Source organism: Paludibacter sp., assembly GCF_009712605.1.
GTDB lineage: Bacteria > Bacteroidota > Bacteroidia > Bacteroidales > Paludibacteraceae > Microbacter.
On record NZ_WASO01000001.1, the window covers coordinates 272,626 to 297,422 of the forward strand.

The 24,797-nt window shown below is 43.8% G+C and carries 18 protein-coding genes; 5 read left to right on the forward strand and 13 right to left on the reverse strand.

What is annotated here, in order from left to right; all coding sequences use genetic code 11:
- The first annotated feature begins 172 nt into the window (after positions 1-172).
- A complete protein-coding gene (locus F8N35_RS00980) occupies positions 173-1,840 on the forward strand; it encodes an AMP-binding protein (protein ID WP_293049490.1) in 1,668 nt (555 codons plus the stop codon).
- 43 nt (positions 1,841-1,883) lie between these two features.
- Here F8N35_RS00980 and F8N35_RS00985 read toward each other — a convergent pair whose 3' ends face one another.
- The gene (locus F8N35_RS00985) at positions 1,884-2,168 is read right to left on the reverse strand and encodes a hypothetical protein (RefSeq protein ID WP_293049868.1); all 285 of its coding nucleotides are present in this window, start codon (positions 2,166-2,168) and stop codon (positions 1,884-1,886) included.
- 86 nt (positions 2,169-2,254) lie between these two features.
- Here F8N35_RS00985 and F8N35_RS00990 point away from each other — a divergent pair, with 86 nt between their 5' ends.
- The 4 genes from F8N35_RS00990 to F8N35_RS01005 are packed head-to-tail and all read left to right on the forward strand — an operon-like array spanning position 2,255 to position 6,364.
- The gene (locus F8N35_RS00990; protein ID WP_293049491.1) at positions 2,255-3,394 is read left to right on the forward strand and encodes a DUF4369 domain-containing protein; all 1,140 of its coding nucleotides are present in this window, start codon (positions 2,255-2,257) and stop codon (positions 3,392-3,394) included.
- A gap of 8 nt (positions 3,395-3,402) precedes the next feature.
- A complete protein-coding gene (gene queG / locus F8N35_RS00995) occupies positions 3,403-4,401 on the forward strand; it encodes a tRNA epoxyqueuosine(34) reductase QueG (RefSeq protein ID WP_293049492.1) in 999 nt (332 codons plus the stop codon).
- Complete coding sequence (locus tag F8N35_RS01000) at positions 4,398-5,726, forward strand: hypothetical protein (RefSeq protein ID WP_293049493.1); 1,329 nt, start codon at positions 4,398-4,400, stop codon at positions 5,724-5,726. The genes queG and F8N35_RS01000 overlap by 4 nt, the downstream gene beginning before the upstream one ends.
- A 41-nt stretch (positions 5,727-5,767) precedes the next feature.
- A complete protein-coding gene (locus F8N35_RS01005; protein WP_293049494.1) occupies positions 5,768-6,364 on the forward strand; it encodes an SIS domain-containing protein in 597 nt (198 codons plus the stop codon).
- A 123-nt stretch (positions 6,365-6,487) separates the two neighbouring features.
- On the opposite strand, the gene aqpZ is transcribed toward F8N35_RS01005, so the two are convergent.
- From aqpZ to F8N35_RS01065, 12 genes are all read right to left on the reverse strand, one after another.
- Complete coding sequence (gene aqpZ, locus F8N35_RS01010; RefSeq protein ID WP_293049495.1) at positions 6,488-7,171, reverse strand: aquaporin Z; 684 nt, start codon at positions 7,169-7,171, stop codon at positions 6,488-6,490.
- A 260-nt stretch (positions 7,172-7,431) separates the two neighbouring features.
- Complete coding sequence (locus F8N35_RS01015; protein ID WP_293049496.1) at positions 7,432-8,790, reverse strand: ATP-binding cassette domain-containing protein; 1,359 nt, start codon at positions 8,788-8,790, stop codon at positions 7,432-7,434.
- A gap of 9 nt (positions 8,791-8,799) precedes the next feature.
- On the reverse strand, positions 8,800-9,363 hold the full coding sequence (locus F8N35_RS01020) for an ORF6N domain-containing protein (RefSeq protein WP_293049497.1): 564 nt from the start codon (positions 9,361-9,363) through the stop codon (positions 8,800-8,802).
- 158 nt (positions 9,364-9,521) lie between these two features.
- Positions 9,522-9,965, reverse strand: coding sequence for a 50S ribosomal protein L9 (rplI, locus tag F8N35_RS01025; protein WP_293049498.1), 444 nt, complete (start codon positions 9,963-9,965; stop codon positions 9,522-9,524).
- A gap of 18 nt (positions 9,966-9,983) precedes the next feature.
- A complete protein-coding gene (rpsR, locus tag F8N35_RS01030; RefSeq protein WP_068701463.1) occupies positions 9,984-10,253 on the reverse strand; it encodes a 30S ribosomal protein S18 in 270 nt (89 codons plus the stop codon).
- Between the two features lie 2 nt (positions 10,254-10,255).
- Entirely contained in the window at positions 10,256-10,609 is a 354-nt protein-coding gene (gene rpsF / locus F8N35_RS01035) for a 30S ribosomal protein S6 (protein WP_068701461.1), read from the reverse strand.
- Between the two features lie 150 nt (positions 10,610-10,759).
- Positions 10,760-13,111 carry a glycoside hydrolase family 31 protein gene (locus tag F8N35_RS01040; protein WP_293049499.1) on the reverse strand — a complete coding sequence of 784 codons (2,352 nt, stop codon included), beginning with the start codon at positions 13,109-13,111 and terminating at the stop codon, positions 10,760-10,762.
- Positions 13,112-13,191: 80 nt separating this feature from the next.
- Complete coding sequence (locus F8N35_RS01045) at positions 13,192-13,653, reverse strand: hypothetical protein (RefSeq protein ID WP_293049500.1); 462 nt, start codon at positions 13,651-13,653, stop codon at positions 13,192-13,194.
- A 13-nt stretch (positions 13,654-13,666) separates the two neighbouring features.
- Positions 13,667-19,483, reverse strand: coding sequence for an alpha-2-macroglobulin family protein (locus tag F8N35_RS01050; protein WP_293049501.1), 5,817 nt, complete (start codon positions 19,481-19,483; stop codon positions 13,667-13,669).
- Between the two features lie 525 nt (positions 19,484-20,008).
- Positions 20,009-21,370, reverse strand: a complete 1,362-nt coding sequence (locus F8N35_RS01055; RefSeq protein ID WP_293049502.1) for a TrpB-like pyridoxal phosphate-dependent enzyme — start codon at positions 21,368-21,370, stop codon at positions 20,009-20,011.
- A gap of 240 nt (positions 21,371-21,610) precedes the next feature.
- The gene (locus F8N35_RS01060; RefSeq protein ID WP_293049503.1) at positions 21,611-22,423 is read right to left on the reverse strand and encodes an alpha/beta hydrolase; all 813 of its coding nucleotides are present in this window, start codon (positions 22,421-22,423) and stop codon (positions 21,611-21,613) included.
- Between the two features lie 150 nt (positions 22,424-22,573).
- Positions 22,574-24,760 carry a glutamine synthetase III gene (locus F8N35_RS01065; RefSeq protein WP_293049504.1) on the reverse strand — a complete coding sequence of 729 codons (2,187 nt, stop codon included), beginning with the start codon at positions 24,758-24,760 and terminating at the stop codon, positions 22,574-22,576.
- Positions 24,761-24,797: the final 37 nt, after the last annotated feature.

The following is a 24,797-nucleotide window of genomic DNA, read 5'->3' on the forward strand; positions in this document are numbered from 1 at the left end:
AAAGTGCTTTCCTGTGTTTAACTGCTATGGTGATTAATGGTTGTGCATGATAACGGTTTGACAAATAGTTCTTTGGGTAGTTGCTAAAATCAGACCTTTTGAGTTAATTACTGTTAAACATGCACATTTCTTTATATTTTGTGTAATTTTGCCGTCCAAAATCTAACCAACAATGATTGATCAGAATCTGATAAAGCTTTACGAACAAAGCTTTATATCTCATTGGGACAATAAAGCTCTTACCGATTACGGAAGCTCCGAGGCATTGTGTTATTCGGATGTGGCTAAGGAAATTGCACGTATTCATATTATCTATGAAAAGATGCACATCCGTAAAGGGGATAAGATTGCTATTGTCGGCCGCAACTCCACCAAGTGGGTGATGGCATACATGGCAACTATAACTTACGGAGCTGTTGTAGTTCCTATTCTTCAGGATTTTAACGCAAATGATATTCATCATATTGTAAACCATTCGGAGTCCGTCGTTTTATATGTCAGTGATTTTATCTGGGAGAACCTTGAAGAAGATAAAATGCCGGAATTGAGGGCTGTATTTTCTCTTGACGATTATCGTTGCATTTGTCAGCATGACGGAGAAACAGTACAAAAAATGCTTCGCACTGTCGATTCGGAATTTCAGCAACGCTATCCAAAAGGGTTTGGTAAGGCCGATGTGAAATATGCGAATGTGGATAATTCTGAGCTTATCTTACTGAACTATACGTCGGGTACTACAGGATTTACAAAAGGGGTCATGCTTTCGGCCAATAACCTCGCCGGAAATGTTCTGTTTGCGCTTCGCACAGGCATAATGAATGACAGAACCCGAATTGTCTCTTTTCTGCCGTTGGCACATGCCTACGGATGTGCTTTCGAATTTTTATCTCCTCTTGCGTCGGGAGGACACATTACATTGCTCGGAAAGATCCGCTCTCCCAAAGTTCTGCTTCAGGCAATGTCTGAAGTAAAACCGACAATCATACTGACGGTACCCCTGATTCTTGAAAAGATATATAAAAAGCAGGTTCAACCGATTATCAACCAACGTGCTATCCGTTGGGCACTGAATATTCCTATCCTTGACAGCCGGATACTCAGCACCATCAATAAAAAGCTGGAGGCTGCGTTCGGAGGTGAATTCGAGCAGGTAATTGTGGGTGGAGCTCCATTGAATCCAGAGGTGGAAGAGTTTTTGCTGAAAATTAAATTCCCGCTTACCGTCGGTTACGGCATGACGGAATGCGCGCCTTTAATCAGTTATTCCTATTTCAAAGAATATATCCACAATACATGCGGAAAAATTCTGGATGGGATGGAAGTGAAAATTGATAATAAAGATCCGCAAACGGAGGTGGGCGAGATTTGTGTCAGGGGCGAAAACGTTATGCTGGGCTACTACAAGAATGATGAGGCCACAAAAGCGGCTTTCGATACAGATGGATGGTTTCATACAGGAGATCTGGGAACAGTCGATTCAAATGGCGTAATTGCTATTCGGGGTCGCTCCAAGACGATGATTCTAGGACCGAGTGGGCAGAACATTTATCCGGAAGAGATTGAGGCTAAGCTTAATAATATGCCTTTTGTGATGGAGAGCCTGGTTGTGGAAAACGACGGAAGATTAGTAGCTCTGGTTTATCCTGACTATGAAGGGGTAGATGGTACGCAAATTCGTCAGGAGGATTTGGAAACAGTGATGGAAGAAAACCGTAAAATGTTGAATTCCGAGCTGTCATCTTATTCTTCTGTGGCAAAAATCATGCTTTATCCAAACGAATTTGAGAAAACACCTAAAAAAAGTATCAAAAGATATTTGTATTCAAATTCCACTAAATGAGAGTTTTAGTGATTTTTTGAACTGATTTATATTTAAAATAATGTTAATCGATGGTTTTTTTTGTACACTGTATTGAAATGAGTTGTACCTTTGCATCGGTTTTGATACCAAACTTATTTATGTTTAATTTTAAAAGGTAAAAGAAAATGAAAAAGTTAGTTTTGTTATTCGCTGTTGTTGCTGCTGTTGCATGTGTATCTTGCTCTTCTAAAAAAGCTGAAGAAGCTCCTAAAACTGATAGCGTTACAGCTCCTGCTCCTGCTGCTGTTGATTCAGCTAAAGCTGACACTGCTGCTGCAGCCGCTACTCCTGCAAAATAATTTTGCAATAGCGAAAAAAATTAAAGTCCGTTTTTTAACGGACTTTTTTTTTATCTTTACAGCCAGTAAATCTAACTATCATTCTATCTTCATTATGAGAAAAACTAATCTTTTCCTCTTGTCTTTAGTAAGCCTTGTCTTGTGTCTGTCCTCTTGTTCCGATAAAAAACACTTCAAAGTAGATGGAAGTATCAGTGATGCTTCAGGTTCTGTTTTGTACCTTGAAAAAGATGGTCTTTTGAAAACTTCAATCGTTGATTCATGTGTGTTGAAAGCCGACGGTTCTTTTTCTTTTAAGGCTGGCCGGCCTGATGCGCCCGAATTTTACCGCTTGCGTATCAAAAATTCCGATATTCTTTTTGCCATTGATTCGTGTGAACACATCTCTGTAAAAGCTTCTGCTAAAACGATGGCATCACAATATTCAATCGAGGGATCTCTTGCTTCATCAAATATAAAAGAGCTGAGATTGTCGCTGATTGCTCTCCAGAATAAAGTCGCATCGTTGTTGAAACAGCGCAACCCTCAGAACGAAGCCCAAATAACTGCTGAATTAGATACTGCAATTAATCAGCATAAAAAACTTGCAAAGAAAATTGTATTGCAAAATCCGCTTTCGTCTGCTGCATATTATGCGATATTCCAACAAGTGAATGGCTATAATCTTTTTACCCCTTACGATAAGGAAGATCGTCGTTATTGTGCTGCTGTTGCAACTGCATTTTATACTTATCACCCCAAAGCCGAAAGAACTCTTAGCCTGTACAATTTTGTGATGCAGGCAATAGTAGCCGATCGTCAGGCGCGTAATCAACAAACGCTGAGCAAAATGATGCAAACAGCCAAAGCCGACATGATTGACGTGGAAATGACAACCAATAGAGGGCAAGTTGCCAAGTTGTCTGATTTGAAAGGCAAAACAGTTATTCTGGACTTTACTATTTATCAGGTAGAACGTGGTTCTGAGTATATTCTGGCTCTGAGAGATCTCTACAACAAATACCATGCAAAAGGATTGGAAATCTATCAGATTTCTCTTGATCCGGATATTGACTTCTGGCGTCAGGCATCACAGAATCTGCCCTGGATTTGTGTTCATGGCACTAACGGAACTCCGGCCGCAGTTGCTACGTATAACGTAACCGACTTGCCTACCCGTTTCCTTATCAACAAAGAAGGTGCTGTTGTGAAACGTAATCCTACGGCTGCTGATATTCAAAAGGCAGTTGAATAAGTAGCATAATGATCACGGGAGCAAAGCAATATGATCCTCGTGTTGCAGCTGCTCTGATTAAAGAAAAAGCACTTCAACTGGGATTCTCAGCTTGTGGTATAGCCCGGGTTCATCCCTTGCCGGATGATTCGGATTACCTTCAGAAGTGGTTGGCTGCCGGGCATAGCGGAAAGATGGGTTATCTGGCAAATCATGCCGACCTGAGAAACGATCCATCGGTATTAGTTCCGGGAGCAAAGTCTGTTGTCGTTGTCCTGCTGAATTATGCGACTTCTTTTTCTCAGCAGTCAGAAAGTCTGAAAATAGCTCGTTATGCACATGGAGATGACTATCATTTTGTTGTAAAACAATTTTTGGGAGAACTCTTACGTTTTATAGCAGACGAGATTGCTCCGGTAGCAGGAAGAGTTTTTTGCGATTCGGCTCCGGTGTTTGAAAGAAGATGGGCGCATGAGGCAGGTCTCGGCTGGATTGGGCTTAACCATTGCTTGATTCATCCCAAATTCGGCTCTTTCTGTTTTATCGGCGAACTGATTATTGATCTTGAGCTGGAATATGACCATCCGATCGAAGGTGATTGTGGTTTTTGCGGACGTTGCGTTACTGCGTGTCCAACGGAGGCCATTCAGCCGCAAGGATTTCTTAAAGCCGAAAAGTGTATTTCGTACCTTACGGTAGAGCTGAAAGATGAGATACCGCAGGAATATCAACAAAAACTGAGTGGATATGTTGCCGGATGCGACAAATGTCAGGAGGTTTGTCCCTGGAACCGCAAGGCATCGGCTTATACGGCTCCAATTTGGGAAGTCGATAAAAGTATGTTGCTGATGTCGGATCAGGATTGGTTATCACTAGAAAAGCCCGAATTCAAAAGGAAATTCTCCAAGAGCTCGTTAACCCGGCTAGGATATAAAAAGCTGATGAAGAATTGCCAAATCGCATTTGAAGCTGCAGAAACAGGCAGAGAAGCGCACACACAACAGAAAACTAATTCAACGATTATATGAATCTGTTTGGTAAAATTATTTTTAGAAAACTCAAAAGTACAGAAGCCTTTGAAAAAGAGAAGGATGAGTTGCTTCGTGCTTATGAGCGCTATGTTGCTATTGAAAACTCCGAATTGTTGCAGGAATACAAAGCATTGCGCAAGGAGGTGAAGTCCGCAGCATTCAAAGAAAATAAGAAGGTACTGATTAACCGCAAATTCAAAGATACAGAAGAGTATCGGAATTGGCGGAAATTCCATAAACTGGAGAAAAACTGGAAACTTCATCATTATTACACAATAGCCTCTTCTAAAGAACTGGCCGAATTTCTTGATTTTAAGGAAACTCCTCAGTATGAGTTTGTAGGGAATAAAATTGAACTGAAGAAGTCGGAAACTCTCAGAAAGTTCCGGGCTTATGAAAAATCGAAAGATTACAAACTTTATACACGCTTTCATGACTCTTACGTTGTGAAGGAATATGAACGATTGAAGGGTGTTGTTTCCAGTGAGGAATTTATTCGTTTCAAAGAGTTTTGGTCAGATCCTCACCGTTGGGAAAAGACTGAAGCTTACAAACAGGAAGAAAAATTCAGACAACTTTCCCAACATATAGATATCGTATTTTATCAGCGCACCGATCCTTCGTCATTCGCGTTTCATTATAACTGGAAGATGGTTTTTAATGACGAGTTCAATGGTGTGGCTCTCGATCGTAAAATATGGGATTATGGTTATTATTTCAGCGATCCTTCCCTGATCCGGGATTATTCTCTGACGCAATACAAGCAGGCAAACAACGGAGGTAAAAATGTCAGCGTTGCTAACGGTTGGATGGTTATTGAAACGTTGAAGGAAAAAACCAGAGCAAGAGCGTGGGACGATCAGTTGGGCTTCATCTTTCACGATTTTGATTACACCTCAGATGTGATCAATGCCGGCGAATCGTATCAGTTCACGGAAGGGATTGTCGAAGTGAAATTGAGAATCCGTGATGGCGATATAACTCACGTGTGTAGCCTCGTTAGTGAAAATAAATTGCCTCAGATTAATATTTTCCATTTTGATTGCAAGCATATTACGGTAGGAAACGCATGGAAGGACGGAATTCAAACGGAAATCATTAAGGGTATCTCTCCTTCGGATTTTTATATTTACAGGTTGGAATGGACTTCAGAAGAGTTGATTTGGAGTGTTAACAATATTGAAGTCTTCCGTACCCGTAAAGGCGTTCCTTATATTCCTCTTTTCCCTCTTTTTGCTTCAGTGGTTGATAAGCATCAGGATGGAACCGGAACGCTGGATGTGGATTGGATAAGAATATATCAAAAGAATAAAACTAAATAAGGCTTTTTATTATCAATACCGGAAAGAAATCTCGCACAACAATGTATCTTGAAGAAATGAAACAAGTGCTCCGTCAGGAAGCGGATGCAGTTTTAAATATACCTGTAGGAGAGTGTTATAACGATGCAATTAATCTTATTTGCACACACGTTCACGAAAAGAAGGGAAAACTGGTGACCAGCGGTATGGGAAAGGCCGGTCAAATAGCCTTGAATATCGCGACAACTTTTAGTTCAACGGGAACACCATCCGTTTTTCTGCATCCAAGCGAAGCACAGCATGGTGATTTGGGTGTGTTGCAGACAAATGACGTGATGTTGCTGATTTCCAATTCAGGTAAAACCCGGGAAATTCTGGAACTGGTAACTCTTGCCAGAAATTTGTATTCCCAGATTCCGTTTATTATCATAACGAGTAATCCGGAATCTCCGCTTGCAGAAATTGCGCATACTCTTCTTTTGACGGGCAATCCTGAAGAGGTTTGTGCTTTAGGACTTTCCCCCACAACGTCGACTACAGTAATGACTGTAATTGGAGACGTACTAGTGGTGGGTACGATGCGCAAAATCGGCTTTACACGTGCTGACTATAACAAGCGTCATCACGGAGGGTATCTGGGTCAGAAATCGAAGGAATGACCCCTGTGTGCTCGTTCTAATTGCCGACACTCTTTTTAGAAAGACGATTCGTAAAAATAATAAAGGCTTTCCAGTTTGAAACATTTCAACGGGAAAGCCTTTGTAATTGGTAAATATTGGAAATTATTTTTCGTTGAAGAAGAATTTATAAAGTAATCCTGCAACACAAGCTCCGGCTATTGGAGCTAAGATAAATAGCCATAATTGTCCGATTGCCCAATCGCCTGCAAAAAGTGCCTGACTAATGCTCCGGGCAGGGTTTACAGATGTATTTGTAACGGGGATGCTGATCAGGTGGATGAGTGTGAGTGCCAAGCCAATTGCAATTCCGGCAAATCCTTTTGGAGCTCTGTGGTCTGTAGTTCCGAGAATGACAATCAGGAACATAAATGTCATTACAAACTCACAAACAAGAGCCGCTATCATGCTGTAGCCACCAGGAGAGTGCTCTCCATACCCGTTGGCTGCAAAGTTGCCAATCTCGCTACCGTTGCCTGTAGTTATTACAAATAGAACTGTAGCCGCAAGGATGGCGCCTGTAATTTGAGCTGCAATATAAGGAAGTAACTCTTTGCCGCTGAAGCGACCGCCAATCCATAATCCAAAAGATACCGCGGGATTAAGATGTGCCCCTGAAATGTGCCCAAGTGAGTATGCAATTGTCAGAACGGTTAACCCGAATGCCAGAGCGACTCCCAAAAGACCAATGCCAACATTTGGAAATGCGGCGGCCAAAACAGCGCTACCACAACCTCCCAAAACTAACCAAAATGTACCGATTAATTCTGCCACAAGTTTCTTTGTCATAATCTTGTTTGTTAGGTGAATGTGATTTAACTAAATAATTTAAATTTATCGCAAATATAATTCAAATATGTATATTGTGAGAGGTTTGTGAACATAATAAAAGGTGCGGTGTGGTAATTTGGATACAAGCTAGTTTGTTTGTTCTGTAGGTAAGGGAAAGATATACAGCCTATTAATTGGGGTGCGTTTGCCTTTTTATTCAATTTAAAAAATGACAAATCGAATTGGTCAAGTCAATGTGATTGTAGTAGGTAGTTTGATTACAGCCAGATTTCTATGTCAGCAGGCAATAAGTCGGATGTCTCGTGAATTGCAATGATGGTGGTGCAGTAGTGTGCTTTAGACCATTTCAGAATCAGGGTAGCAATTTTTTCTGTCAGTTCTTTGTCCAATCCGGTAAACGGTTCGTCGATAAGCAGTAACTGCGGTTCTGACACTAAGGCTCTTGCAAGTGCTACCCGTTGGCACTGACCGCCACTTAGCTGGTTCGGATAGCTATCAGAAAGTTCACTAATTTCCAGAGCATTCAGTAGCTCTGTTACTGTTGAGATTTCGGTATCTTTCGGGGCTGTTATCAGGATGTTTTCTTTGGCCGTAAGCCATGGTAGTAATGTCGCAGTTTGGAACAGGTAGGCTTTTTTTACGTTAGCACCCTCTATAACCCCCTCTTCGCTGCTAGTGATCCCGGCTACAATGTTGAGCAGGGTTGTCTTGCCTTTGCCGGAGACTCCAGTTACCAAACAGATACTACCGGAGGGTATTTCGTACGATATCCTTTCAAAAAGTGTTTTACTATCATATCGTTTTGTTATTCCACTTATTTTGAGGTTTTCAGGAGACTGGTTGTCAGTCTTTTTGTGGTTCTGGCCTCTGGAAATGGTTGTATGTCGCTCTTTTTTTAGTAAGTATCTCAGAGCTTCAGTGAGCATAAAACTAACCACAATCGCAATAAAAGTCCAAGCGATCAGATCCGGTACATTGATAAACATTTGAGCGGTTCGCATTTCGACGCCTATGCCGGCAAAAGGTTTTGACAGCACCTCGCCCATGATAATTGCCTTCCATCCAAACCCGAATGCAGTAACACATCCGCTTTCAAAGAATGGCTTTAATGACGGCCAGTATATGTATCTTGCTTTGGTTCGAAAGCTTAGTTGGTAAACAAATGCCAGCTTCTCATAGTCGCTGTTAATGGATTGCACTCCTTTGATAATGTTTTCGCACAGAACCGGAAACATGGTCATCAATGCAATAACAGGTGCAACGGCTTCGGTCGGAAGCCAGAGAATAATGAGTAAAATGAATGCGACTACCGGCGTTGAACGCAGTGTTGAGAGCAATGGATTGAAATAGTGAAACCAGAAGCTCTTTTTACCACACAGAAATCCGATCGGGAGTGCCAGCAAAAAGGCTACGATGACCCCTGCTAAACCTCTGAGCAGTGTTGCTCCGAGCGAGATGTAGAACGAGGGAAGCGAAAACAGACGAAACACGGAGAAAAACAACCCTCCAACCGAAGGAATCAGTTGTGGATAATTAATCCAGGAAGCCACAGCTTGCCATAGAATAAGTGCGGTGGCTGCGGAGAGGATCCATGCTGTCGTTCTTTTATGTTTCATCTCGTTCGGTTATTCTTCGTTTGTGTGGAAGCCAATCCGTCGGCGCGACTCCCGTGACAGGCGTTTGTCGGTCTGAAGCTCTGCCAGCGACCGATTTATTAGCTCTAGTTGCATACGGGTATCTTCGTTAATATCGTTCTGGTCTGCAAAAACTTCTTCCATGTACAGCCGTAGCTCCCGAACTTCCTGTTGCAGTTCGGTCATCTTTTCAATGGGAGAGTGGATTAATAAATGCCGGGTTGCCACAAATGCCCGCATGATGGCAATATTCATTTCAATAGCAACGTCACTGTTCAATAGCCCGGATAGCATGGCAACACCTTGTTCCGTAAAGGCATATGGTAGATAGCGGTGACCACCTCTGTTTGAGGTCGCAAATTGCGACCTCAAACTTTGCCATTCCGTGTTTGTGAGTTCAAACATGAAATCAGGAGGAAAGCGTTTTCCGTTTCGTTTGACGGATTCTTTCAATCTCTTGGTTTCTGTATCGTAAAGCGCTGCCAGATCGAAATCCAGCATCACTTTTTGGCCTCTGATTGTATAAATCTTGCTTTGAATCAGGTTTGTTTCCATGCGAAGTTGGTTGTAATATCTGCTTCGCAAATATAATTCAAAAAATTAGATGCAACTGTCGGTTGTTAAAAGAAACCGGAGATAGCGATGTCTGTCTGAATTCCACAAAAAAACGCCGTTGTCCGAAGACAGCGGCGTTTCTATATTTGAAGTAAAAATTATTCCGAAACTACTTCGAAAGGAATTTCTACGCTTACTTCTTTGTGAAGTTTCAATACTGCTTTGTATTGGCCAACTTCTTTAACAGCTTCTTTGATAACAATAACCTTGCGGTCAACATTATAGCCTGCTTTTTCGAGAGCTTCAGCAATCTGAATGTTGTTAACCGAACCAAAGATTTTGCCTGTTGAGCTGGTTTTTGCGCCGATGGTGAGAGATACACCTTCCAGCTTTTGCGCCAGTTCCTGAGCTTCAACTTTGATTTTTTCGAGCTTGTGAGCACGTTGTTTCAGGTTCTCAGCAAGCATTTTTTTAGCTGAAGGAGAAGCGATAACGGCTTTTTTTGTAGGAATCAAATAGTTACGACCGTAACCGTCTTTCACTTTTACGATATCGTCTTTGTATCCTAAGTTGTTAATGTCTTCTAATAAAATGATTTCCATATAAAAATTCCTCCTAGTTTATTTCATCATGTCGGTTACGTAAGGAAGCAAAGCCAAATGGCGTGCTCTTTTCACAGCTTGAGCTACTTTGCGTTGATATTTCAACGAAGTACCGGTGAGACGACGAGGAAGGATTTTGCCTTGCTCGTTCAGGAACTTTTTCAGGAATTCGGGATCTTTATAGTCGATGTATTTGATACCGTTCTTTTTGAAACGACAGTATTTTTTCTTTTTTGTGTCAACTGTCGGTGGGTTCAAATATCTGATTTCAGGATTGTTTGCTGCCATAATTATTTTTCCTTTCCTTCTTTTTTAGACGATTTCAAACTTTTTCTTTTTTCGGCATATTCTGCGGCGAATTTGTCCATGTGGAATGTCAGGAAGCGGATGACGCGTTCGTCACGACGATACTGAAGTTCCAGTTTTTCTACCAAAGAAGGTTCTCCTTTGAATTGCAGCAAGGCATAAAAGCCTGTTGACTTTTTTTGAATGGGATAAGCAAGCTTGCGCAGGCCCCATTCTTCTTCATTGACAATTTCAGCTCCCTCTTGTGTGAGGATGCCTTTGAATTTGTCAACCGCTTCCTTCATCTGAACATCAGACAAAACGGGAGTTAAAATGAAAACGGTTTCGTAATGGTTCATACTTAAATTTTTAATTATGTGGTTAAAAATGCGGGTGCAAAGATAGTGAATTTTTATTTACGGGCAAATTGTTTGATAGACAAAATTTTCCATCTTTTCATTTGCATTGAAAACACTATCTCTGCACTCGTGGGAATGTAACGGAAATGCTTATTTCAGGTTGATTTGCATGGCGTCGTCTTTCAGATCGCAAACGGGCAGCTGTTGCTGACCGAAGCCGTGCAGGATAACTTTAACTTGCTTGAATTTGCAGCTATAGCTACCTTCTTTGGCCGAAAAACTTAACTTGTTACCTGTTGCATCGTAGTTGATGCTTCGTTTGTAGAACTGGCCTTGTTCGTATTGATAGGTTTCGCCATCGTCTTCGTAATAAACAAACGAACTGTTGCTGTCTCCTTTCCAGACATGCAAATATAAAATTCCGTCGCCTTTTTCTTTTGTGCTTTGAACCGTACATTGCATCGGAATGATAGCCCCAGCTTTTATGAATACAGGCAAATCGGTTAACGGAGCATCTACGTTGTAGATTTGTCCTCCTTTATACACTTTGTCTTCGCTGCGGAAACGATACCAATTGCCGGATCCGGGAAGATATGCAGAGGTGACGTTTGTGGTTGAAACTACCGGACAAACCAGCATGTTTTGCCCGAAAAGGAACTGGTTCTGGAAGCGGTTGTCGTAAGCATTGTTGTCGTATGTATAGTCGATTGGCAACATGCGGTTAACCGGCATTCCATCGGTGTGAGCCTGATAGAAAGTGCTGTAGAGATAGGGCATCAGCTGGTAACGTTCCTCAAGTACCTTACGTATTTTGTCAGTATTGGCATCGCCAAAGAGCCAGGGTTCACGCGAGTTGTAATCGATGTGGGTATGGTTGCGGAAAAGAGGAGTGAATTCGCTCACACTCATCCAGCGAACAAACATGTCGGGGGTTGGGTTGCCCATAAATCCACCGATGTCCATGCCAACGTAAGGAACTCCGGTTACTCCCATGCTGTTGATGAGACGAACCCCAAGCAGGATGTGTTCATCGCTGCTGACGTTGTCGCCGGTCCATTGTGCCGAATATTTCTGAACACCAGGGTAGGAGGCTCTTGTCAGTACAAACGGACGTTGACCGTTCATCAGTTTTTTGGTTCCTTCGAAGGTGGAACGGGCCATCAGCAGACCGTAGGCGTTTTTTACCCCGTTCAATGTTTGCTTGTCTTTCCCTTCACCGAATTCGATCAGTGTAGGAATCTCTTTGCCCCAGGCCGAGGGTTCGTTCATATCGTTCCAGAATCCACGGATACCGTTGTCGACATGCGATTGTTTGAAGTTATTACCCCACCATTTGCGGGCTGCTTCTTTTGTGAAATCGGGGAAATGGCACGGGCCTGGCCAAACGTGACCGATGTAGGGTTTTCCTCCGGGGTAAGTAGCAAAATAATTTTTTGCAAGTCCTTCTTCGTAAGCTTTGTATCCTTTTTCAACTTTGATGCCCGGGTCAATGATGGTAACCATGTCGAATTGCATGGATTTCATTTTGTCCATCATTCCTTTTACATCGGGGAATTTATTGCTCCAGGTGAATACTTTGTAATGATCCATGTAGTTGATGTCGCATACCATTACATCGGCCGGCATCTTTTTATCGCGGAATGTTTTGGCGATAGACAGCAGTTGATCCGGATTATCGTAACCCCAGCGCGATTGTTGAAAGCCGAGACTCCAAAGAGGAGGCATCGGAGTGCGACCGGTAAGGGCGGTGTAATCTTTGATGATGTCAGGAACTGTGGATCCTCCAAAGACATAGTAATTCATGTCTCCGTCGTCAGCTCCGAAATAGAACAACTCCTGATTGGCACCGCCTCCGAAGTTGAAATAAGATTTGTAGGTGTTGTCGAAAAAAATGCCATAGCACACCTTGTCGTGAATACCGATAAAAAACGGGAGGGTAGAGTAGAGTGGGTCTGTATCTACGCCGTAGGCAGGAGTGTCTGCGTTCCAGTTGTAGAAAGCATGTTCGCGGCGATTGATGTCGCCTGTTTTTTCTCCCAGCCCGATGAATTTCTCGTCAGTGTGGATTTTTTTATAGCAACTTACGTTGTTGCCGTACCAACTGATACCCAGTGTTGCTTCATCGCTGCACAGTTCTTCTCCGTTGCTGTTATAGACAGACATGCGGAAAGGGTTTTTTGAAATTTTGATGTTCAGGGAATCAGTTGTAAGGTTCAGACTTTCGTTATTGTTCGTTCCCATACGTAACGCACCTTGCGGGGTGAGGTTGTCTACGGCCCACGAACTGTCATAATTAGGTCTGGCTTTTGTTGCTCTTACCCGGATGGTAGTTGCGTTGTAGGCGGTGATGGATACGAATGCGTTGGCCGTTTTGATGGTAAAGCCACCTTTGACGGGCGAAACAGAAGTGACTTTCCCAATCTGCTCGCTCAGCCGGTGAGCCTGCCCAAAGCTGCTTGAAATCATAAAGATTGTAAGTGTGAAAAATGCAATACGTTTCATTGCGGATGAAAGATTAATTTGTGTTTGATAAATGAGTTTTGCTTTCCGTAGGAAGTTGATGCAAAGTTAATCTTTAGGATTCAGACCTCCAGTTTGAAACGAACCCGCCATCTGCCTTCGCTGAAATCGTGGCTGATGATGACGAATTTTCCGATCTCGGAGGTGTTTTCAACGTGAGTGCCGATGCAGGCACAGGCATCGTAGTCGCCGACCCGTATCACGCGGATGGTGTCGCTCGCGTCGTCGGGGAGTTTGCCCAAATCGAGAAAAGAAGCGGCTTCTTCTTTGCCGACAAAGCTGATCGTAACCGGAAGATTCGATGAGATTACTTCGTTGACGGTGCTGGTTATTTGGGTAATTTGTTCTTCAGTCGGTGCTTCCGAAAGCAGATAGTCGCATTTCGACTTCTTTCGTTCGATATGGGCGTTGCGAGAGCGTGGGCAACCGAACATGCGCACCATGGTTTGGTTCAAAATGTGCTCTGTGGTGTGCATTGGCGGGTATTCCTGCTTGTTGTGCGAATTTAATTCCGGTGTTTCCATTTTTTATCTTGCGTTATTTGATTGTTATTGTTTGACTTGCCGAATGCGCCGAAAAATCCGGAGCATACTGGCACTGAATGGTTGCAATGCCGTTGCTGTAGGTTCCGCTTCGTGTTATCCAGGTGGAATATTCGAATACGTAGGTTCCTTTCGGCAGAAACGAGAAAAAGAATTGCGTGGAGGCGTCTTTGGTACTTTGATAGTAGCATACCCGCTCTTTCCAGCGGCAACCCGAAAGTTGTTCGGTCGGTTCGAGACAGGCGGCTCGTTGGTCGGTAAGGGCGACGTACTCCATGTCGCGATCGGTGGTTACAACAAGTCGAACCGTCATTTTATCGCCGACTTTCAGTGCTGAACCCTTGGAGACGGGCGTCAGCACCGGACCGGTTGGTGATGACTGTTCGATGTAGAGCTTCTTGTCTACGTTCAACTGAGTGCCTTTCTGAGCTGTTACGTTGTTGAGCGTGGTTTCGTATTGCCAGTAAAGGGCTCCCCATGCCGGGTGAGTTTCGTTGTTTTTGACGGATATCTCTGCCATCGCCGGCTTAATCTCGTCGCGGGTAAAGGTTGTCTTGAAGTAACCGGTTCCGGCTTCTTTTACATTACTTGTTACTACTTGTTTCCCCAATTTTACCTGAACATCGTTTTTGCCAGACAACCAGTCGGAGCCGTTCATTAGCAGGGCATACACTGCATCGGCAGTGGCAATAGGCGAGTGCCAGCGTTCGGTTTGCTTTTGCGACAGGAGCCAGAACCGCATGTCGTCGGTTTGCTGTGCGTTGCTGTTGATTTCGGTTAAGGCTTCAATGATAGCTGTTTGCGTGGCAATGTCCGACTCGTGCCACCAGAGTCCGCTCCGGTTGTTTTGCCAAAACATTCCTTTTTCGTCGGTTGTGGTAGCGTTTTCTTCCAGCGATTTCACGATGTCGGCTGCCAGTTTTTTGTCGCCGTAACGTTGCGCGGTGACGGCTATCAGTGCTTTGCCAAACAGGGTGCAGTCGGTCCAGTTGGCGGCCAATAGTTTTTTGAAGAAGTCAACAGCTTCCTCGGCTTCTTTGTCGGTGGCAATGTCGTGGTAAGAACTCCGCATGTAGAAGTAGTAGATTTGATCAGGAGAAAGCCATTTTCGCTTTTTCCACTCTTTGTCGTACTTCTTCATCTCTTCAAAGTCGCGCACCATGCTTTGATCTGTATAACGCAGCGCTTTTCGGATCATTTCCTGTTCTTTGTCCAAATAGCTTTCGGCGCCCATCCTGGTAAGGCGCGCCATGCCTTCGAGAATGTATTGCGTCAGGAAACGGTCTTCGCTCATTCCTTTGAACCACGTGAATGCACCGTTGCTCAATTGCAGCGCACTTAGCGTTTCCATTGCCTGACGGCGGTTATCGGCCTGACGGTTTGCATCGAAAAGCTCGGCGATCCGTTGCTTTTGAGCCGATTCGCTTTTGGCTTCCAATACCCACGGAGTTTCTGTTAACAGGAGGTTCTTCAGCTCCTCGTCTTTTTCGAGATTCGACTGCAGGGCGTTGCCTGATTGTTGCCATTGCCGGAAAGTTTCGGCAGTCTTCGGATCTGATTTTGCAATGGCAGCAGCCAATGTGTTGGCATAGTAGGTAGAAAACCACGAAACCAAGCAGTCGTTGTTGGGTAGGGACAACGTCGGAAGCGCCTGCAGGGCATACCATGTCGGATTGGCCGTCATTTCGAGCGTCAGGCTTTTGCTATCTACTTTGGATGATTCCGTTTTCAGGCGTTCAAACGTGAATTCTTTTGTTTGTTTCGTCCTGACGCGGAACGGGAAAGTTTCGGTTACCCGCAATTTATCGGGCAGAACAGGTAAATAATGTTCTTCTCCGTCGCTGAATTCGTCGGTGGAAGCCGTCACTTTGCAGATAAGCATTTGTTTGCCTGCAAAACCGGCAATCTTCCATGCAAGCATGGTGCTGCCATTCTGTTCGGCAACAAAGGGTCGGTTGGCCTCTGCTGCCGGAAGTGTTTGGTTAGTTTCGGGATCGGTCAGTTCGAGGCGGGCATTACCGGCCTGTCTTTTGTCCGAAAGATTCACCAGTTTGGCAGTAATGGTCAGAGTGTCGCTTTCGCGGACAAAACGGGGCATGTTGGGTTGCACCATAAACTGTTTTTGAGTTACGGTCTGTGCCGACCATTGCCCGAAATAGAGGTCTTTGGTGTGTGCCAGTCCCATCACCTTCCACCTTGTCAACGACTCGGGAACCGTGAAAGAGAATGATACCTCGCCGTTTTCATCCGTTCGCAGCTGCGGATAGAAGAAAGCTGTTTCTGCAAAATTTTTGCGGGGAGTGATATCTTGCTTTTTTTCAGCGGAGCTATTTGCGATACCCTTGAATTGAGGCATTTCTTCTACTATAGTGAATACCTCTTCTGATTTTGCAGAGCTTTTTAGCTTCCTTTGACGTGGAGATAATGCGATATCAGTCGTTGCATAGTTGTCTAAAATTATTGTGGGGGGAGTGATCTGGTTTATAGCGTGTTGATAATTAATGTAGTCTATAAAAGTATTGCCGGTTAAATAACTCCATCTGGGAGTTTGAGGAACACTATAATAATATTTAGGAAAAAAACGCCAGGAATTTTCACGGAAAATATCGAGAGACGCATCATACATGCTTATCATACATTCTGCTTGCCTGTATTTGTCTTCGTATTTTGGTATAATAATCTTCCATTCTTCCTTTGTGTTTGGAGTCAATTTGCTGCGAAAAATTGAGAATTTAGGTTCTAACTTTGTGTTGCGTTGCGCTCTGCGTATGGGAATTATTTCGGAGAAGTTTTTTTCATCTCTGATCAATGAAATTACCATTGTTATTCCTCTATCGTATTCTTTTTTGAATGGGATTTTTAAGTGCCGCATCTCGTTGTCAAATGTCATCCATTTGCTTTCGAGGATTTTGTTACCATCCATCAATTCGTACAGCACTCTGGCATCGGGAGCCGATGTGCCAAAAAGAATATCGGCAGTTTCGCCGGGCTCACAGCTTGTTTTTAATTCCTGAATCCAGCAATATCTTTTTATCGGCAGTTTTTTGTCATCGGGTGAATAAAGGATAAAGGTTTTTGTGACTTCCGTCAGACGTCCTTGCTCGTCTTTTGCCGATAGTTTAATAAGATATTTGCCGGATTCCCATTTTTCGGGATGAGCAATGCTGATTTTCTTCTCGTTCCCGGTGTCGATATTGCCGCTTAAAAGTTGCTGTTCAATATTTGTCAGATCCTCGTTGTGCGCTTTTTCGGTATATTCAGTATCGGGTTTCAATCGTGATAATGTGTACGATACTGTTGTTTTTACGGGAGCGTCATTCAGATTAAAAGCCGCTATTCCAATGTCAAAAGGCTTGGCCTTATCGACGATTTCTTTCGTGTCGGCAGTAAGGTACATGGATATATCCCCTACAGAAAATGACATTTCATTTTTTTGAGTTTCTCCGTTGGTGTCGGTAATTTCTGTGGCTACAGAATAGGTGTAAAATTGCTTGTATCCTGCCGGAGTTTCATCTTGTTTTTGTGGAATAAACGAGATGTCAAACTGACCTTTTTCGTTACTCTTGAGTTCCCCGTTTAATATTTCCTGATCCTGCATTCTCAGCCAGTGCATTAACCAGTGAGGCCGGCGAACAACACGGTATTTGACGGAGGCCTTCTCTATCGGGAAATCGGCATAGCTTCTGACATTTCCTCTGATGGTTACTTTGTCGCCAAAAGCCGGTGTTCCTTTGATGGTGTCAAATGTAATTTCGAAAGTAGGCCGTTTATACTCTTCTACTGCAAATGAAATGGAGGCTTTGTTTTCTATATTAAGAGAGAAATCGCCATTCAGACGGCCTTTCGGTAGCGTGAAACTGCCGGAGAAAGACCCAAAATCGTTTGTTTTGACGGCTTGTGTGCTTACTTCCTGTCGGTTGGCATCGCGAAGAGCGATACTGTAATTCTTCCCGGGGATTACCTGCGACGAATCCCGGGTGGCAAGCCATACTATTCCTTTGAAATAAATGGTTTGTCCCGGACGGTAAATCGCACGATCGGTGAAGAGAGAAATGCGGGGCTCTTTGTTCTCCGGCTGTTCTCCGGCATAAAAATAGGAAGAGACGCTGTTAACCGGAAAATATTTGTCATTAGCATTGGCTAATTGGATAAAAGTTCCGTACCGTTCCGGAGAAGCAAATTCACAATGGCCGTTTGAGTCTGACATGAAGGTTCCGGTTTGAGAGAATAGCATTTTTTCTCCATATCCGTTTTGTGTGAATGCGCTGATAGATACTCCTTCCAGAGGATGCCCCGAAACTCTGTCAACAACATACATGTCGGTCATCCCCTCTTGTTTTGTGCGGGTAAAATATGCCAGATCCGATACCGCAAATTTTCCGCATACCTGCTTGTCCGGATTTGAGCTGCCAGGTTCTGATACACAGTATTCATAGATGCCATAAGACGGAGTCTTGACGACAATTGTTGTGTCTGTTTCCCGGAAAAAAGACGATGGTTTGAGACTTATCTTTTGTGTCTCCATCAAAACAGCTCCCTTAGTAATTTGATTCCTGGATGCCCGTTGCTGACTCTTGTAGTAGTCCACGGTATTCATATCTATCCTGTACAGACGGATTTCAATCTGAGATACGTTCGCCGAAGAAAGTTTTATTTTCAGGGGACTTTTCGAAGCGATCACTTCCGGATTTTCTGCTTTTATCGTTCTTTCGGTAATTTGCTGTTGAATAGCTTTCAGAACGTTGATGCGCTTATACTTCGGGAAGCGTTGTATGCCCTCTGCACAAATGTCAAAAGCACGTTTTTTGTAGTCCAGAAAACGAGCTGTCTCGTTGGCTCTTTCTTTGTCATATTCATCGTGCTGAAGGTAATAGTTGGCAATGGCTGCCATTACTTCGACAATGTTCTCTGAGGTGGAATGTTCCTGACGTAATTGTTGTAAAGCGTTGAGATATAAATCGTCCTTCTGAACTAAAGAAGTATTTTGGTAAATGTAGTTGAGGCGTTCGAGATCCGTGTAGATCAATGCGGCTTCATTGTTGTTTTTCAACCGGAAGGTAAGCCATTGTCGGTAAATGTTAAGTATTTTTCCTTTGTAAGAACTGCCGGTATCTGTCTGGAGAATGAATGTGGATGCCGGTTCAAATAATTTTCGGTCGTTTAATTGTTGATTGTCAATTTGAGGATTATCGGCAAAAGCGGAAAGCGTCTCGATTGAGCGGGCACACAGAAAATCAAAAAGCGTGGGTTGTAACGTGCGGCTGTCGGCCCCGATCTCCATTATGGCTTCGTAGATGAGAGCGTTGGTGGATTGTAAAAGAGATGCATTTGCCAGCGATGCTTTTACATGATAAGCGATGGTGTCGGCAAAGATGTTAGCGCTCCATTCTTTTATGTCGGTCGGGATTTCTTTCGTTAGTTTCGTTCTCCGATTGATGGTGTAGCTGTGCTGTTGGTAATACTGTGTGTAGAGTTTTGCCAGCAAACTGTGCAAAACGGCCTGTTCGGTATTGTTTTTTGTTTTTGCCGTGTAGGCTTCCATTGCCTGAAGTTCAGATGAAAAACTATCCGGAACTTTTTCCATCAGGAAACGGAACCGGTAGAGCCAGCCTTTAAGAAACTGAGGACTGTTTTTCTCGATTTTGGCGGCATTCATCAACGAATCGACAGCCTGCAATGCCGATTGCGGGCGGCTTTTTGATTCGAAAGCAGCTATTCTTTCCCATTGTTTTGCATAGTTGAACGAATTTGCCGTAACTGACAAAAAGATGAAACATCCGATCAGGATGAAGGAAAAACGAATCTGTTTCATAATGGCCTGATTAATTATGTTGAACAAAGGTAATTATTTTATTAAAACCTTCGATGTGGTAGTCTGTGCGGCATAGATATTAGTGCTTTAAAGAAATAGACAGAAATGCTTCTTCAGTTAGCTTTGGCGGATATTTTTAGTCTGCTTATGTTAGATTTCTGAATAAAAAATAATCCGGTTCTATTTTTATCTATCTTGTTCATGCAGATTGAGCGGCCTTGTCCGGTGAGCCAAAAAACAAGGAAGGGAGCGGGAAGAATCGTTATTGTTTGAAGTTTCCGACGAGAGGAGGAAACGAGTTTGGACGATTTCCGCTTCCGAACGCCAGTTTTTTGAGCGAAGCGGGCATAGCCTTGAATTTTTTGCTTCCTTTTTGCTTCAAGGCAAAAAGGAAGTCGGGGTCAAGGGGTGGAAACCCTTATATTATTATATGCGTTTGTGTATCTCAACGGGCGAAAACAAAACAGGTAGCCAACCGTTCGGTCGACTACCTGTTTTTCGTGGAATTTATTAGAGCCTTATTTATCAGGCAAGCTTTTCAAGTTTAGCAATGTTGTCCTCAATGCTTGCATCGGGAACTTCAAAGTTGGTGAGCTTTCCTGCAAAGTAATTGTCGTATGCAGCCATGTCTATCAACCCGTGGCCTGAAAGGTTGAAAAGAATGGTTTTTTCTTTGCCTTCTTCTTTGGCTTTCAACGCTTCACGAATTGCAACGGCAATTGCGTGAGTTGATTCCGGAGCCGGAATAATACCTTCCGAACGTGCAAACAAAACCCCGGCATCAAAGGTGTCGAGTTGTTTGACTGCCTGCGCTTCGATTAAACCGTCTTTAAGTAATTGACTTACAATAGAACCTGCGCCGTGGTAACGTAAACCTCCGGCATGAATAGCTGCCGGTTCGAAGTCGTGACCGAGGGTAAACATCGGGATCAGCGGAGTCATACCGATGGTATCACCAAAATCGTATTCGAATTTACCGCGTGTCAGTTTTGGGCAGGAAGCCGGTTCTGCTGCGATAAAACGGGTCGTTTTTCCATCGACAAGATTGTGGCGAAGGAACGGGAAGGTAATTCCGGAAAAGTTGGAACCACCACCGAAACATCCGATTACTACATCGGGATAATCGCCTGCCATTTCCAGCTGTTTTTCGGCTTCAAGTCCGATGATGGTCTGGTGCAGAATAACGTGATTCAATACGCTACCCAAGGTGTAACGTGTGTCGGGGTGAGTTACGGCAGCTTCTACGGCTTCAGAAATAGCAACACCAAGGCTGCCAGGACTGTTGGGATGTTTTTCGAGATAAGAGCGGCCGGCAGCTGTACGTGTACTTGGCGACGGAATTACTTCGGCGCCATATGTCTGCATAACAAATTTACGGTAAGGCTTTTGGTCATAGCTGACTTTTACCATGTAAACCTGCAAATCGAGTCCGAAATGCTTACAGGCAATACTCATAGCACTTCCCCATTGGCCTGCGCCTGTTTCGGTGGTGATATGCTTGATTCCCTGTATTTTGTTGTAATAAGCCTGCGGAATAGCAGAGTTCAGCTTGTGAGAACCGACAGGGCTTACGCTTTCATTTTTGAAATAGATTTTTGCCGGAGTGTCCAATGCTTTTTCGAGACCCGAAGCACGAACTAATGGTGAAGGGCGGTAGATTTTGTAAAGTTGCCATACTTCATCCGGAATTTCGATGTAGCGTTCTTTCGAGAATTCCTGTTCAACCAGTCCTTTCGCAAAAAGACCTTCCATTTCTTCCGGTTTAAGAGGCTGTTTTGTGCCCGGATTAAGCATCGGAAGCGGTTGGTTTTTCATGTCGGCGATAATGTTATACCAAGCCTTGGGCATTTCGCTTTCCGGTAATTGAATCTTTTTCGTTGTCTTCATGAATGAGAAATTTTTTTATAAGTATTTGATTTAGTTCTTTCTGTAACAAAAAAAACCGCAGGTATGGGTTCCTGCGGTTAGAATTTAGCAATAGCGATTCGCATTCCCCATCTTGAAATCAGGAACAGAAACGCCACCAGTTATGTTGATTAGTAATATTCATTCTCTTTTATTTTGACACAAAGTAACAACAAAAAATGATAACCTGCAATTTTTTTAGCTGTAAAACCAACTTGTTAATTATTTGCTGTGCAATGATCCACTGAAGAAAGAATCGACAATTTCATTGAACTGTTTTTGGTGCTGTATCAGGGTGCTGTGCCCGCTGTCGGGTATAATCCAGCAAAAAGCGTTGGGAATTCCGTTGGCTATCTTCAGCGTATGCGATGGCAAAATAAGGTCGTGATCTCCGCCTATAATTAACGACGGGCATTTAATAGTTTGCAATTGTGCCGTTGTAATATACGGTTGGAAGAGGTCAAGCGCCATCAGTTTGCATTGATTCTTCAGTTTGGGCGTTTGGACATCTTTGCCTGAACGTAGGTAATCATTCATCCACTCCCGATAGGCGTGAGGGACGAAGACGGAAGAATCGGGAACAAGATTTGCTCCTGTTGCGGCCAGCATTGTTACTTTTTCAGGATGCCGGATTGCCAATAGCAGGCCATTAATTCCACCGTCGCTCCAGCCCAACACGCGGCATGCTGAAATATGCATGGAGTCGAGCAGGGCGTTGAAATCGTCGGCCATCATCTCAAAACTAAGAGAATCGCGTGCATCTACAGATTTGCCCTGTGCACGACTATCAACTGCAATCACCTTATACTTCTGGGCGAAATATGGAATCTGATTTGAAAAACCGGAAATAGAGCCACCGTTGCCGTGAGTCAGTAGCAGGGGATCTCCTTCTCCATATACTTCGTAATATAAATCGATGCCTCTGGTGTGTAGATATTTACCGGCAGTCGGATTGTTGCCATAATTGATTTGTGCCGAAACGGAAAGTGGCAGCACGCACAAACAGAGAATTAGCCAAAAGGAAGATGGTTTCATACGATAATAATTTATTTTTAAAGGTCGTATGGAACTCCATGTTGCTGGAATTATTTCCTGATAACTATAGGGAACCTTTGGATGTTGTGAAGCAACATGTTCGTTTCATAAAGAAAAAATGCCCCGGAATTTCCGGGGCAACTGTTGTGTTTATTTTGCAAAAAGAAGTTCCCGGTATTTGGGCAAAGTCCATATTTCATCATCTACCACTTCCTCCAGCTTGTCGATGTGATAACGGATCTGATCGAGATACGGACGAACCTTAGTGCTGTACTCATACGTTTTGGCGTGCATATCTTCTATGTTGTTGGCCACTTTACGGGCTTCAATCATTTCGTGCACCATTGTTTTAATAGCAACAACGCGTTCCCCGATTTCGCGAACGAGACTTTTGTTGTCTGCGGCAAGCGTCTCAAATTCATCCTTATCGAATACCTCTTTTAGTCCTCTGATATTTTCAATCAAACGATTTTGGTAAGCAATAGCTGTCGGTACAATGTGGTTGATGGCCAGATCTCCCAGAACGCGTGCTTCGATTTGAATTTTCTTTGTGAATTTTTCAAATTCTACCTCTACGCGGCTGTGTATCTCGGTTTCCGACAAAATGCCTTGCTTTGAAAAAAGCTCCACGGCCTTTTTATCAAGATATTTCTCTATTGCGTCAGGAGCCGATGTGATGTTGGTCAACCCACGTTTCGCAGCTTCTTCAACCCATTCGGGAGAATAGCCGTCGCCTTCGAAGCGTATCGGACGGGTTTCGATAATCATCCGTTTCAAAATCTGGAAAATAACCTCGTCCTTGTTTTTCCCTTTTGCAATCTGAGCATCTACTTCATCCGCAAAGCGATTGAGCTGATCGGCCACTACCGCATTCAGAACTGTCATCGCAGCGCCACAGTTAGCGGAAGATCCAACGGCTCTGAATTCGAAACGGTTGCCGGTAAAGGCGAACGGAGACGTACGGTTGCGATCGGTACTGTCCAGAACAATGTCGGGAATGCGTGCGATGCCAAGCTTCAGCGCCGTTTTTTCTTCGGGCGACATGCGCGAATCCGATACCTTTTCGGCCAGATTGTCCAGCATATTGGTGAGGTAAGTTCCTAGAAATACAGAGACAATAGCCGGTGGTGCTTCGTTGGCGCCCAGGCGGTGGGAGTTTTCGGCGCTCATGATCGATGCACGAAGCAAGTCCTGATGGTTTTGTACTGCCATCAACGTATTGACGATATATGTAAGGAAGAGCATGTTTCCTTTCGGGTTCTTTGCCGGACTAAAAAGATTGACGCCGGTGTCGGTGCAGAGTGACCAGTTGTTGTGTTTTCCTGAGCCATTTACGCCGGCAAACGGTTTTTCGTGCAGCAATACAGCAAAGTTATGTTTGCGGGCAATGTGTTTCATCAAATCCATTACCAGCTGATTGTGGTCGTTGGCGAGGTTGGCTTCTTCAAAAATAGGGGCACATTCGAATTGGTTGGGTGCTACTTCGTTATGACGGGTTTTGACCGGAATGCCCAGCTTGTGACACTCAAGCTCTAGTTCGCTCATAAAGGCCATTACGCGGGGAGGAATGGCTGCAAAATAGTGATCTTCCAGTTGTTGGTCTTTGGCAGAAGCGTGTCCCATCAACGTACGTCCGGTGAGGCAAAGGTCGGGGCGGGCATCGAACAGCGCTTTGTCTATCAGAAAGTATTCCTGCTCCCAGCCTAAATTGGCCGTTACCTTGGTTACTTCCTTGTCGAAATACTGACAAACGCGAACTGCCGCTTTATCTACGGAACTCAAAGCGCACAATAATGGAGTTTTATAATCAAGCGCTTCGCCGGTGTATGCTATGAAAATGGTAGGTATACAAAGTGTTTCGTCAACTATAAATGCGGGAGAAGAAACGTCCCAGGCTGTATATCCGCGAGCCTCGAAGGTATTGCGGATGCCTCCGCTGGGAAATGATGATGCGTCGGGTTCCTGTTGAATGAGCAGTTTGCCGGAAAAACGTTCCAGCACTTCTCCGTTTTCTCCAAAATCAAACAAACGTTCGTGTTTTTCGGCAGTGGCATCGTTAAGAGGCTGAAACCAGTGGGTGTAGTGGGTGGCTCCCCGTTCTTTTGCCCAGCGGCACATGCCGTTTGCAATCTGGTCGGCTACTTTGCGGTTTATCTGGGTGCCGTCTTCAACTGCTTCACGCACAGCTTTGTATGCTTCTTCCGGCAAATAAGCCTGCATTTTCTTTCGATCAAAAACATTGATTCCGTAATATTCAGAGAGTTTGGACGGAACGTCCACATGCAGAGGAGTACGGGCAGCAAATTCCTGCAACGCTGCAAAACGTAATTTAGACATAAGTGTATATAATAAGGTTAAGTTGACAAAAACAGAT